The organism is uncultured Rothia sp. (genome assembly GCF_916049665.1).
In the GTDB taxonomy this organism is placed as follows: Bacteria; Actinomycetota; Actinomycetes; order Actinomycetales; family Micrococcaceae; genus Rothia.
In genome coordinates this window covers 1-12,256 of sequence record NZ_CAJZIE010000017.1, presented here as the reverse complement: position 1 = coordinate 12,256, position 12,256 = coordinate 1, and the positions used below count along the sequence as shown (strand labels likewise).

10 protein-coding genes and 2 tRNA genes are annotated in these 12,256 nt (G+C 61.0%); 4 read left to right on the top strand and 8 right to left on the bottom strand.

From position 1 onward, the window contains the following. Positions 1-83: 83 nt before the first annotated feature. Positions 84-1,085 (top strand): LLM class flavin-dependent oxidoreductase, encoded by a 1,002-nt coding sequence (locus QZ540_RS02845; RefSeq protein ID WP_294627574.1) that lies wholly within the window; start codon positions 84-86, stop codon positions 1,083-1,085. 162 nt (positions 1,086-1,247) lie between these two features. Here the strand turns inward: QZ540_RS02845 and QZ540_RS02840 are convergent. The 3 genes from QZ540_RS02840 to QZ540_RS02830 form a co-directional block, all read right to left on the bottom strand. Next, positions 1,248-1,319 (bottom strand) — tRNA-Thr (locus QZ540_RS02840). Positions 1,320-1,584: 265 nt separating this feature from the next. Beyond that, positions 1,585-3,795 carry a DEAD/DEAH box helicase gene (locus QZ540_RS02835; protein ID WP_294627572.1) on the bottom strand — a complete coding sequence of 737 codons (2,211 nt, stop codon included), beginning with the start codon at positions 3,793-3,795 and terminating at the stop codon, positions 1,585-1,587. Positions 3,796-4,445: 650 nt separating this feature from the next. Then, positions 4,446-6,284, bottom strand: a complete 1,839-nt coding sequence (locus tag QZ540_RS02830; RefSeq protein WP_294627570.1) for a DUF2079 domain-containing protein — start codon at positions 6,282-6,284, stop codon at positions 4,446-4,448. 259 nt (positions 6,285-6,543) lie between these two features. On the opposite strand from QZ540_RS02830, the gene QZ540_RS02825 reads away from it, so the two are divergent. After that, complete coding sequence (locus tag QZ540_RS02825; protein ID WP_294627568.1) at positions 6,544-7,791, top strand: DNA-3-methyladenine glycosylase; 1,248 nt, start codon at positions 6,544-6,546, stop codon at positions 7,789-7,791. 89 nt (positions 7,792-7,880) lie between these two features. On the opposite strand, the gene QZ540_RS02820 is transcribed toward QZ540_RS02825, so the two are convergent. From QZ540_RS02820 to QZ540_RS02810, 3 genes are all read right to left on the bottom strand, one after another. Further along, complete coding sequence (locus QZ540_RS02820; RefSeq protein ID WP_049353817.1) at positions 7,881-8,258, bottom strand: co-chaperone YbbN; 378 nt, start codon at positions 8,256-8,258, stop codon at positions 7,881-7,883. Between the two features lie 350 nt (positions 8,259-8,608). After that, positions 8,609-8,690, bottom strand: a tRNA-Tyr gene (locus tag QZ540_RS02815). 186 nt (positions 8,691-8,876) lie between these two features. After that, positions 8,877-9,263 carry a hypothetical protein gene (locus QZ540_RS02810; RefSeq protein WP_294627566.1) on the bottom strand — a complete coding sequence of 129 codons (387 nt, stop codon included), beginning with the start codon at positions 9,261-9,263 and terminating at the stop codon, positions 8,877-8,879. Positions 9,264-9,404: 141 nt separating this feature from the next. Here QZ540_RS02810 and QZ540_RS02805 point away from each other — a divergent pair, with 141 nt between their 5' ends. Further along, positions 9,405-9,896: a YajQ family cyclic di-GMP-binding protein gene (locus QZ540_RS02805; protein ID WP_294627563.1), complete on the top strand. Its 492-nt coding sequence runs from the start codon at positions 9,405-9,407 to the stop codon at positions 9,894-9,896. Between the two features lie 220 nt (positions 9,897-10,116). Here QZ540_RS02805 and htpX read toward each other — a convergent pair whose 3' ends face one another. Together htpX and QZ540_RS02795 are read right to left on the bottom strand one after the other, a co-directional pair. Then, positions 10,117-11,001, bottom strand: a complete 885-nt coding sequence (gene htpX, locus QZ540_RS02800; protein WP_294627561.1) for a zinc metalloprotease HtpX — start codon at positions 10,999-11,001, stop codon at positions 10,117-10,119. A 139-nt stretch (positions 11,002-11,140) separates the two neighbouring features. Then, positions 11,141-11,404: a hypothetical protein gene (locus QZ540_RS02795; protein ID WP_049338049.1), complete on the bottom strand. Its 264-nt coding sequence runs from the start codon at positions 11,402-11,404 to the stop codon at positions 11,141-11,143. Positions 11,405-11,598: 194 nt separating this feature from the next. Between QZ540_RS02795 and QZ540_RS02790 the strand changes: the two genes are divergently transcribed. Beyond that, a complete protein-coding gene (locus QZ540_RS02790) occupies positions 11,599-12,189 on the top strand; it encodes a Fur family transcriptional regulator (RefSeq protein WP_294627558.1) in 591 nt (196 codons plus the stop codon). Positions 12,190-12,256 lie beyond the last annotated feature (67 nt).

The following is a 12,256-nucleotide window of genomic DNA, read 5'->3' as shown; positions in this document are numbered from 1 at the left end:
GGCGCGCAATGTGCCCCTACACTTCTCGCCCAGGCGAGAGTAGGCTGAACGGGTACCCGCAATCTACTTCAGAAGGAAAACTTGTGTCTTCTAACGTAAAAATTTCGGTCCTCGACCTGATGCCGCACCGCTCCGACCAGAGCCAGCACCAGACAATGCTCAACACCATCGACGCGGCGCGCGCGGCTGAGTCCTACGGCTACGAGCGTTTCTGGGTCGCTGAGCACCACAACGCCGGCTCCCTGCTGTCTTCGGCGACCGTGGTGGTCATGGCGGAGATTGCCGCCGCAACCGAGCGCATTCGCGTGGGTTCGGGCGGCATCATGCTCCCCAACCACGCACCCTACGTGGTGGCAGAGCAGTTCGGCACCCTCAACGCCTTCCATCCGGGCCGCATTGACCTGGGTGTGGGCCGTGCACCCGGCACCGACCCGATGACCGCTGCCGCCCTGCGCCGCGACGATTCTGCCGCCATGAGCTTCCCCGCTGAGGTGCAGCAGCTGCAGCGCTTCCTGGGCGAGCCCTCCCCCATGCACCGCGTGCACGCCATCCCCGGTCAGGGCTCGAAGGTGCCCCTGTACATTCTGGGTTCCTCCCTGTTCGGCGCGCAGCTTGCCGCACAGCTCGGTCTGCCCTACGCGTTCGCTTCGCACTTTGCCCCCGCCATGCTGCAGGAGGCGGTGGATACCTACCGCGCGAACTTCAAGCCCTCCGAACACCTGGAACAGCCCTACGTCATGGTGGGTGCCAGCGCAATGCTCGCTGATACTGACGAGCGCGCCCGCTACCTGTACACGACCCAGCAGCAGCACTTCCTGGGCGTGGTACGCGGCAACCTGTCGTTCGCGCCTCCCGTGGAGGATATGGACGCCATTTGGACCGATGCCGAGAAGATGCACATTGAGCGCATGACCGCCGAGGCGATTGTAGGCTCCCCCGCCACCGCCCAGGCTCGTATTGAGGACCTGGTGGCACGCACGGGCGCTGACGAGCTGATTGTCATGACCGAGGCGTGGGAGCACGAGGACCGCCTGCGTTCCTACGAGCTGCTCTCCCAGCTGCCGGTGGTAAGCCGCGCCTCCTAACGCTTTCGTAAGAGCATAAAGATGAAGCCCCCGAGTTCTTCTCGGGGGCTTTGCTATACCCGGCATCGAGTCGTGCGCTAAGCACCTGCGTGTACCGGTTTTGGGCAGGCAAAATAGGCGGGCAAACAAAAAAGCCTGCCTCCGAAGAGACAGGCTTATCTGAGCCCCGACCGGGAATCGATCCCGGGACCTCCATCTTACCAAGATGGCGCTCTACCACTGAGCTATCGGGGCAACAGGTAAAACTATACAGGTCTTCGCGAATGCTCGCAAGCGAAAAAGCTATGGCATACACCACATTTGGGGCCTATATGCTCCCCGAGCAGCCATATGAAAGCCAAACATTAGCCAAGCACCACCACAATAGCTACCACAGACGTACAAAGACCGGCAGGAGAGCTCGTCACTCCCCTGCCGGTCTTTGAATCATATGCGGGTTATGACTGGCTGATTATCTCAGCAGCCCCTCATGACGCAGGCTCTAGGCCAAGCCGAAACCTTAGTAGCGCTTGCCACGGCCACCGAAGTCACGACCGCCGTCGCGGTTACCGCGGTAGCCACCATCACGGCGGTTATCGCGACCGCCGAAGTCACGGTCATTGCGCTTGCCGCCGAAATCACGGTCGTTGCGCTTGAAGTCGCGACCACCGCGGTCCTCGCGGCGGTTATCGCGACCACCAAAGTCACGGTCATTGCGCTTGCCACCGAAATCGCGGCCGCCACGCTTGAAGTCGCGGTCACCGCCGAAGTCACGGCCACCATCGCGGTTACCGCGGTAGCCACCTTCACGGCGACCACCCTCGCGGCGATCGAAATCGCGGAAACCGCCCTCACGACGGCCACCGCCGAAGCCGCGGCCGCCGCCCTTGGGACCGTTGTCCTTGCGGATGTTGATGAACTCGCCAGCAATCTTGGTGTCACGCAGGCGATCGAAGAAGTCGCGGGGCAGGTCCTCGGGCAGACCAACAATGGTGAAGTGCTGGCGAATGTCGATGGAGCCAATCTGGGAGCCCTTAATGCCACCCTCGTTAGCCAGCGCACCCACAATAGCGCCTGCAGTCACGCGGGAGGAACGGCCAACGTTCAGCTTGTAGTTGACCATGCCCTCGTCGTTGTGCGCGCGCTTTGCCTTGCGGCCGCCGCGGTCCGAATCGTCATCGGAGAAGGGGCGGGAGTTGCGTGCGATGTCCTCTTCCTCGTCAAGGAAGAAGGGGCGACCCTGCTGGGCAATAACAGCCAGTGCGGCCGCGATGTCCTCAGCGGTAGTGTCGTGCTCGTTCTCGTAGTCCTCGATAATCTGGCGGAAGAAGCTCAGGTCCTCAGACTCGATGGTCTCGGTAATCTGCTGTGCGAAGCGCTGCTTACGGGTCTCGTTCACTGCCTCCGCGGTGGGCATGTGCATCGGCTCGACCTTCTGGCGGGTTGCCTTCTCGATCTGACGCAGCATGTACTTCTCACGCGGGGTGACGAAGAGGATTGCGGCACCTTCGCGACCTGCACGGCCGGTACGACCGATGCGGTGCACGTAGGACTCGGTGTCGTGGGGGATGTCGTAGTTGACGACCAGGGAGATGCGCTCAACGTCCAGGCCACGCGCAGCCACGTCGGTTGCCACGAGGATGTCGATGCGGCCGTCACGCAGGGCGTCAACGGTGCGCTCACGCAGCTGCTGGGGGATGTCACCGTTAATCGCTGCTGCCGCGAAACCGCGTGCCTTCAGCTTATCGGCAACTTCCTCGGTTTCCTTCTTGGTGCGCACGAAGACAATGATGCCGTCGTAGTTCTCCACCTCGAGCACGCGGGTCATTGCGTCCAGCTTGTGGGAGTGCATGACCTGCATGTAGCGCTGAGTGATGTTTGCGCTGGTGGTGGTCTTAGCCTTGACGCGGACCTCGACGGGGTCGTTCAGGTACTGCTGAGCGATCTTGCGGATCGAGTTGGGCATGGTTGCGGAGAAGAGGGCAACCTGCTTGCTGTCAGGGGTGCCTTCGAGGATCTTCTCCACGTCTTCGGCGAAGCCCATGCGCAGCATTTCGTCTGCCTCGTCCAGTACCAGGTACTGCAGGTTGGACAGGTCCAGGGAGCCCTTTTCGAGGTGGTCAATCACGCGGCCGGGGGTACCGACGACGACCTGCGCACCGCGGCGCAGACCAGCCAGCTGCGGGCCGTAGGGGGAGCCACCGTAAATGGGCAGGACGGTGAAGTCCTCCATGTGGGTTGCGTAGGAGGAGAAGGCCTCTGCAACCTGCAGAGCCAGCTCACGGGTGGGTGCCAGGACCAGAACCTGGGTGTCACGGGAGACGCCGTTAATGTCGGCGAGTTCAGCCATGCGGGACAGCGCCGGCAGCGCGAATGCTGCGGTCTTACCGGTACCGGTCTGTGCCAGACCGACCACGTCGTGGCCTTCGAGCAGCAGCGGGATGGTCTGTTCCTGAATGGGGGACGGCTTCTCGTAGCCGACCTCTTCCAGCGCTGCCAGGACGCGTGCGTCCAGGCCCAGGTCGGTGAAGCGTACGCCTTCTTCTTCAGCCTTTTCGGCGGGTGCTTCTGCGGCAGTTTCTTCTGCAGCGGTTTCTGCAGTTGCTTCTGCGGTGGTTTCTTCTGCTTCTACAGCAGGGCTCTCAACGGTGTTCTCGGTGATGTTCTCAGTGGTCACAACGGTCTCTGCCTCGGCGTTCAGTTCGGCCGGGGTAGCAGTATTCTCAGTCAATTTTTCCTCTATACGGTAGGGGTGGATAGCGCACGCTTTTCGGCGCTTACCGGGTGTCCCCTTCACGGCCCAGCCACACATCATCCCCTGGGGAGTAGAGCATCCAGGGGTCCTCCGTTACCGGCGCATTCTGCAGAGGTGTTCTGCGGATGCTGCGGGTAGCGGCTTTTTGCTGGGGGTGGTCTTGAATTTCTCGGCACATTATCCGCACGCCTGCTCGTACTCTGCGCTCAGCGCACAGTAGTCCCTGTGAATCAGGGGTGTACAGGGTGGGTAATGCTCACATGCAATGTCACGTATTCCTGGTGGTTCGCCTTCCCGCTCTACGGCGGTGGTGTGTCTGTTACAGCAGACGCAGCAAAGACGCTGGACCAGAGATCGTTAAGAGAAGCCCTCGTGTACGGTATGAACCGCAAGTTTATTGGGGCGTATCAATCGGTGATGGTGAGTACGGCGCACCTACAATTCCAGCACCACCTTGGGTGCCGGGTGCGCACAAGACCTTCATCGGGGGTTCCCGTGTTCTACCTAGTGTACCGCAGGGTCCCCTCCCGGGCTATAAAAAGGTGCTTAAAACCTCATCTCTTAAAAGCGAGCGCCCACCCCGTTACGTGCGGGGTGGGCGCGCATTCAGTTGCTGAGCCGAGGGGCTAGTCGACGCGTCGCACAATATCAATCGTGCCGACGGTTGCGTACTTAGCGTAGGAGTGGCCGTAGCGGTCGGCGGCGTACTGTGCGGCATTGGTCGGAGGGTTACCGCCCCAGGAGTTGCTCTTGCGGTCGATGACCACGTAGTCGGGGGCGGGCTCACCGGTGTGGCCAATCCAGTAGACGGTGCGGCCGGGAATGAGCTGGGTCAGAATCGACAGGTCAGATGCGACCGTTACCCCTTCGGGTACCTTCTGCACGGCGTCCTGCTTCATCTGGTCGGTGGTGGTCAGCGCGGAGGCGGTGAACTGTGCGTTGCCCAGGGACGCGAGGGGCTGCTGGGAGCCGGCAACAAAAATCGGGGACGCCGCAAGCAAGAGCGCCACGGCGGGCAGAGCCCATACGGGCATGCGGCGCGCCAGGGCGGTGAGGCGGCCGGGTTTGGTCGGCACGCCAGCATCCTGGGTGGAGGCGCTATCGGCTGCGCGCGCGGCCGAGCGTACCGGAATCGCGGCGGGGACCACGCCGTACCGCACACGCAGGACGGCGTCCAGCAGGGCGAGGAAGACGACCGGCATGAGCACGAGCGAATAGTGCCAGGTGCTTGCCCAGTAGGACTCCATGGTGGAGAGCAGTCGCCAGGCGAGGGTCGGCAGGGCAATTGCCGCCAGCGGTGAAATGACCCAGAGGAGCGCGCCGGTCATCAGGAGCAGTCCGAGGGTTGCCAGTTTGGTGTTGTTACCGAGCATCTGCAGGACCGAGCCGAAGGGGTCGCCCAGGGCTGCGGAGAAGTTCACCTTGTCGGCGTAGTCGAAGTTACCGCCGCTGTTGAAGTAGGGCAGAATCACGTAGATGGCGACGGCGGACCAGAACACACCCCAGATTATGACCATGGTGGATTCTGCGACGGCGGGGGTACGTGCCCAGGAGGAGTAGAGCTGCTGCATGCGGGCGCGCATGGGGGCGGGGGTGCCTTCGGAGAGGCGCGGCATCAGGATGTCAACGGCGGTGCTCAGCCAGCCGGTGCGGATAAAGATAATGAGGCCGATAGCTGCGACGGTGATGCCCATATCTTCTTTGACGAAGGCGATGGGCAGGGACCACCAGCAGGCGTAGGCGAGGTAGCGGGCGCGTTCGGTGCCGCTCACGCGCGAGGCGAGCACCAGGTAGCCGAGGCTCATGGCGAGCAGCGGCACGGCGAAGGCGACCTCGTGGAATTGGGCTGCGATTGCCTGCTGAACGCCGAAGCTGAGGGCAAAGCCGGCACCGAGCAGTAGACCGGTAATGGTGGGGATAACGCCTTGATACTTTACGGGCTGAGCGTTCTGCGCGGGCTCATTCTTCTGCGCGTCTTCAGCCTTCTGGGCGAGCGCGAAGGCACGCTGAGTAAAACGCACAATCGCGAAGCTTGCGAAGGCAACCATAGCGTTCTGCACGACCAGTAGCGTGGTCGGTGAGGGGAACAGCGCGTAGACGGGGCCGAGGAGCACCAGAATCGGGTGGAAGTGGTCACCCCAGAGGTTAAAGTCGGGCCCCTTAATCGGCACGATGGGCACGGAGAAGTGCGAGTACGCCTGCGCCATCTGGGTGAAAATCGCAAGGTCCCAAGAGGGGGTCACCCAGTGCTTCATCTGCTGCAACGAGTAGTAGGTGTACAGCGCCATGACGGCGGCGGCAAGGAGCAGACCGGGCAGAAGTTCAAGCGGACGGATGCTCTTGACGCGCTCGGTGAAGGACTGACGCGGCTTTTTCTGGGCACGCTGGCGGCGCGCGCCTGTGGCGGTGCCGTTCTTCTCAGGTGCGTCAGTTATCGAGGGTGCGTCATGTGCTTCCGGTGCCATAGGCGTCCTTCTCTCGGGGTGATGTCCGGGGTGCGTGTCCGGGCGTGGGCGCCCTTGTGAGCGGGGCGGAACGCGCAGCCTGTGTCGTGCCGGTGGCTGAGTTTGCGTTCGTTTTCGCTCTACCCTTTAGGGTATCGCATTAGCGGTGTGGCTGCCCTGCCAAGTATTTCTGCCGCTTGAGCTGATGTTCTTAGGCTGGTGGTCATAGGGGGAGTCATAGGCTGGGGCACCTCGTTGGGTGAGGGAATAGACTGGTGAGGTGAGTACGATTCCTCCTGCATCCCCGAACGACCGCCCCGGCGTGGGTGTTCGGCGCGCCCGGCATCCTTTGGCAGCTGCTGGTGTGCCCTATGCGCCAGCGCTCGCGGATGTTCTTCAGGAGCCTGGCGTTCTTCACCAGCCGTGCGTTCAGGTTCGTACTCTCTCCCCCGCGGCTTCGATTCTTCCGGGGGCTCTGGCTCCCGAGGCGTGCGAGGTCGTGATTGAGCCGCAGGTTCCGGTGCAGTTGGCGCAGACTTTGGGATCGTTGCGCCGCGGCGCTCAGGATCTTTCGTATCGTGCGTTGAGCCGCGCGGATGGCGCCGAACGGATCTGGTTGACGGCTCGTACTCCGTTTCACGAGTTCCCTGCGGTACTGTACGTCGAACGAGTTGCGGAGGCAACCAAGCTTCCAGCAGCTCTCCCCTCCCTGCACCGCCTGCTGATGCGCCCGGTGCGCATCCGCATCTGGGCTTCCTACGCCGCCGCCGACCAGCAGATGCAGGCTCGAGCCGATCTTCAGGCGCTGGCGCAGGAAATGACGTACTGGCTAGGGTTGCACGACCCAGCCGAACAGTTCGGTGACCTCCCCTCTTTTGAGGCTCTTCCGCCGCGTGTTCAGCGGGCGTGGCGACAGAATCCGGGGCTCCGCCTCAGCGCATCCGGTCAGCTGGACCGGCAGATGCTCAACGCCATTGTGGAGCAGCGCATCACCCAGACCGAGGCGTTCAGAACCCTGGGCTGGGTTCTGCGAAAGTATGGCTCCGCCGCCCCTTCGACCGGGTTGGGGCATCAGCCGGAGGGCATGCGCGTCTACCCAAGCGCCCGGACCCTGGCGACGATTCCAACTTGGGATTGGCATCGGGCGGGCGTTGATAAAAGCCGCTACGACGCCGTGTATGCCTACGCCCGTTCCGCCGAGTCTCTGAAAAACATTGCGGCAAGCGGAGACATCGCGCTACTGGCGCGGAGCCTACACACTGTGCGCGGCGTGGGCCCCTGGAGCATCTCTGAGACGCTGCAGCGCGTGTGCGGGCACCCGGACGCCATCAGCGTGGGTGACTACCACCTGGCGCACGCGGTCGGTGAGCTGTTCACCGGCAAGCGCACCGACGATACAGGAATGCTCGCCCTACTCGCGCCCTACAGCCCGCATCGGCAGCGTCTGGTGCGACTCATGCACGCCTCTGGCTTTTCGAAGCAGCGCTACGGGGCGCGCATGACTATCGAGGACCATCGCGACCGCTAACGCACCCTAACGAGGTTAAAAGGGACGGGGCGCCCCAGCCGGTTGTACCGGCGGGTGCGCCCCGTTCAAGCTCTTTTGTGGTGGTGAGCTTACTTCTTCTCTGCAGAGCCTTCTGCTGCTGCGATCTCTGCACGGACCTTGTCCATGTCGAGCTCGCGGATCGAACCGATCACGGTCTCCAGCTGGTCTTCGCGCAGTGCGCCAGCCTGCTGGTAAACGAGGATACCGCCACGGAAGCCCATGATGGTGGGGATGGAGGTGATGCCTGCTGCCTGAGCGAGCTGGCCCTGGTCCTCGGTGTCGACCTTGCCGAAAACGATGTCGGTGTGCTTCTCCGAAGCCGCCTCGTAGACGGGGGAGAACTGCTTGCAGGGACCGCACCAGTCTGCCCAGAAGTCCAGGAAGACGATGTCGTTGCTCTCGACGGTAGCAGTCAGGTTCTGCTGAGTAATTTCAATAGTAGCCATGAGATAAAGCTACACCCTCTAGACCCCAATCGCGAATTGTTCGCCCTGGGATTCAAACATTGTGAAAGATATGACAACTTACCGTCATAGTTGACTCTTTCCGCGGCTGATTCTGCCGGTTTATGGGCGTGTCGCGGAGGCTTCAGCGAGGTGCCTGTAACGGGTCGCGGAGGCGCCGCATCCGGCGGGTGGAACGACCGGCGAGTACAAACCGCACAAGAGTGCCGTATAAGAGTGCCGTATAAGAGTTTTGCCGAGAAGCTCAGCGCGAGTGTGCCTCGCCGCCCTTGGTTTTAGAAACCGGTTTTAGATACACAAAAGCCCGGTTACTTTCGTAACCGGGCTATTTGTGGCAGGTGAGGGATTCGAACCCCCGTAGGCAGTGCCAGCTGATTTACAGTCAGCCCCCTTTGGCCGCTCGGGTAACCTGCCGCCTAGCTAGGTGCTAGTTGCTCGCTCACGCGAACAGAGACTACTCTACAGCAGTTTTGGGGACTTGTACACTTCACGCAGGGTTTTGTGACGAAGGTTATATATTTGGCTGATTTTATCGATTACCTCGCCAACAGAGAGCGGCAACCCCACCTCCCGAACAGCTGTGCCGCCTACACAGCAGCTTTAGAAGGAGCGAGAAGGAGTATCGCCGTCCTGCTCGAGCAGAAGCACAATCTCCAGGTGCTCCAGGTAGCGGCGCGCCTGCTCCACGGTGCACATGTCGCCGGCAATCTCACGCTCCAGGTCACGGCGAACGCCGCGGAAACGCGCCACCAGCGAAGGTTCCGTCAGAGTGATACCGATACCGTCAAAGGGAGAAGGCTCAGCATCTTCCTCGTGCAGGTCAAGATGAATCTCGTGGCGATCAGATTCGTTGAGACGCTCCGCCTCAGGAATACCCTCGGGCTCAGCACCCAGAGAGGTATGCAGATCGATGAAAAGGAGGGTTTGCAGGTCGCGGGCTTCCTCGCTCGCGTGCACGTCCGTTACGGACAGGTTCTGAATGGTCATATTTCTATTGTCCTCTTTAAAGGTTAGTGTGGCCTGTAAAACAGGCCGGTTATTCTGATAGTTAGCTGTGAACAAGAGCCTCAACCCGGTAGGCTAGTACTAACCGGTGCCAGTAGCACCTCATTCACGAAAGGAAAGCCCATGGCTAGCGAATCGTCATTCGACATTGTGTCCAAGGTGGACAAGCAGGAAGTTTCCAACGCACTGCACCAGGCGCAGAAGGAAATCTCCCAGCGTTACGACTTCCGCGGCGTTGGTGCAGAAATCGACTACTCCGGCGACAAGATTCTCATCAAGGCAAACGCCGAAGAGCGCGCCCTGGCAGTGCTGGATGTCTTCGAGTCCAAGCTGGTCAAGCGCGGCATCTCCCTGAAGTCCCTGGACTCCGGCAAGCCCTACGCATCCGGCAAGGAAACCCGCATCGAGTGCTCCATCAAGGAAGGCATCGCGCAGGACCAGGCAAAGAAGATCTCCAAGATGATCCGCGAAGAGGGCCCCAAGGGCGTGAAGGCGAACATCCAGGGCGATGAGCTGCGCGTTTCCTCCAAGTCCCGCGATGACCTGCAGGAAGTTATCGCAATGCTCAAGTCCGCTGACCTTGAGGTTGACCTGCAGTTCGTCAACTACCGCTAAGCTCAGGCAGCGATCCCCCGCCCCGCGATGGGTGAGGGAGGCGGTTAGAAGCCGAAATGCAAAAATCCTCGGGGTGGCTACTTCCACAGTAGCCACCCCGAGGATTTTTGTCTGCCGATCCGTCATCGCGGGTCACAATTGTCACGCTGGGTCATACTCATACAGCGCCACATTCACACAGGGTCATGTTAGTACCCGAATGATTCAGCGAAGAAAAGACTCAGTACTGACCCATCTCACGAGCCTGCTGCTGCAGACGCGCAATACGCTGATCCATCGGCGGGTGCGTCGAAAGCATGTTCTTCAGCGAACCGAAGGGGTTCGCAATCATCATGGCGCTCGCCGCCTCAGTGTTGCGATTGTTTGGGTCCATCGGATACATGGACACGCCACTCTCCAGCTTGTTCAGTGCCGAAGCCAGAGCCAGCGGGTCACCGGTCAGACGTGCGCCGTCCTCGTCGGCATCAAATTCACGGGTGCGGCTAATAGCCATCTGAATAACCTGCGTAGCAATGGGAGCCAGCATGGCAACCACGAACATGGCGAGGGGGTTCGAGCGTTCACCGTCGCGGTTGGAACCGCCGAACATCGCACCGAACGAGAGGAACTGAGCAACCGTACCGATGATGGAGGCGATACCCGCCGCCACGGAGGAGGTCAGGATATCGCGGTTGTACACGTGCATGAGCTCGTGGCCGAGCACACCGCGCATCTCGCGCTCATCTAGCATCTGCAGGATGCCCTCGGTGCAGCACACCGCGGCATTCTGGGGGTTACGACCGGTCGCGAACGCATTCGGGGTCATGGTCGGCGCCACGTAAAGAGCGGGCATGGGCTGGCCCGCACAGGAGGACAGCTCCTCCACAATGTCGTAGAGCACCGGAACCTCTTCACGGCTCACCGGGTACGCATTCATGGAGCGCAGGGCGAGCTTATCGGAGTTCCAGTAGGTGTACGCCACCGAACCCAAGCTCACCAGGCCCATAATCCAGATGAAAATGGAGGTGCGGAAAGTCGCCGAAAGCAGGCCACCGATAAGCAGCATCATGCCCACCATGGAGCCCATCAACAGGGCAGTTTTCAGTCCGTTGTTATGGCTGTGCATGGGTATCCTCCTGAACAATTAGGTCAGTGCGTACAGCGTGTACTTGACTCTATAGAATACGTGCAAGCACCCGCGGGCGCACCTTATGGCGCGCGGATTCACCCAGAGCGTCACCCAGACGCTAAAAGCGCGAGAAGAACTAGGGAATGGCGCCGGGGATATTCACCAGGGGCACCTGCTCCAGCACCTGCGCCGTAGCAGTCGGAAAAATACCGAGCAGCAGAATCGTGCTGTAAGCACCCAGGAAAAGGATGAAGAGCAGGCCGAGCATCAGCTGACCTTCCAGATCAAAACCGGTGGTAGTACTGCGGTACTGGCCGTAAATCACCGGGGTCACGATGGGCACACCGAAGAGCAGAATCATCAGCAGAATGTAGATGGGGTTTGTGAAGTCGTACACCATGACCCTATCCTCCTTGATGGTGATTGCCGGTACGGGTTACTCTAGGTTCTTTGATTGTACGGCATCTCTTCACACCCGAGGCCGGGGCGAGGAGGGGCGCCACAGAGTGGATGAAAGGGACGCCCTGCCGGCTTATTATGAGCTTTTCATAAAATAATGATGAATTTCTCATAATAATGTGTAGACTTAAACCTATGACCGACGCAAAGACAACCTCCGATACGAAGAAGGCTCAACGCCCAGACCATCACAATACCGGCTGCGCCCACACCACCGGCCTGCCCATGCTCTCCGCAATGAGCCCCGAACAGCTCGAAGAAGCATGGACCACCGGCCTGCGCACCAAGGGCCGCCGCGTCACCAAGCAGCGCCTCGCCGTACTCCACGCAGTGCAGGAACACCCGCACTCCACCGCCGACATCATCGTGCAGGCAGTCCGCGAGCGCATCCCCGCCATTACGGTTCAGTCGGTCTACGTGATTCTCGCCGATCTGACCGACATCGACCTGCTGCGTAAGTTTGAGCCGCCGGGAACCCCCGCCCTCTACGAAACCCGCACGGGCGACAACCACCACCACGCCTTCTGCGTACGCTGCGGCAAGGTCGAAGACGTGGACTGCGCGGTCGGCTCCGCGCCCTGCCTGACCCCCAGCGATTTTCACGGTATGGCGCTCTTCAGCGCAGACGTACTCTACCAGGGCGTGTGCGTAGACTGCCAGACCGAACAGGAGGCGGCTCTCGCCCGAACCCAGCAGGAGGCGGCAGCGCGCATCCTGGCAGCATAACCCTATAGCCTGGGAATCCGGGCAGGCTCGGTCATGAGAGCTTTTAAACCGTTGAGGCGGCGACACG

Coding starts and splice junctions, on each gene's coding strand:
- QZ540_RS02830 (WP_294627570.1), bottom strand. CDS start 6,284: ATGGCACCGGAAGCACATGACGCACCCTCGATAACTGACGCACCTGAG.
- QZ540_RS02820 (WP_049353817.1), bottom strand. CDS start 8,258: ATGGCTACTATTGAAATTACTCAGCAGAACCTGACTGCTACCGTCGAG.
- QZ540_RS02810 (WP_294627566.1), bottom strand. CDS start 9,263: ATGACCATTCAGAACCTGTCCGTAACGGACGTGCACGCGAGCGAGGAA.
- QZ540_RS02805 (WP_294627563.1), top strand. CDS start 9,405: ATGGCTAGCGAATCGTCATTCGACATTGTGTCCAAGGTGGACAAGCAG.
- htpX (WP_294627561.1), bottom strand. CDS start 11,001: ATGCACAGCCATAACAACGGACTGAAAACTGCCCTGTTGATGGGCTCC.
- QZ540_RS02795 (WP_049338049.1), bottom strand. CDS start 11,404: ATGGTGTACGACTTCACAAACCCCATCTACATTCTGCTGATGATTCTG.
- QZ540_RS02790 (WP_294627558.1), top strand. CDS start 11,599: ATGACCGACGCAAAGACAACCTCCGATACGAAGAAGGCTCAACGCCCA.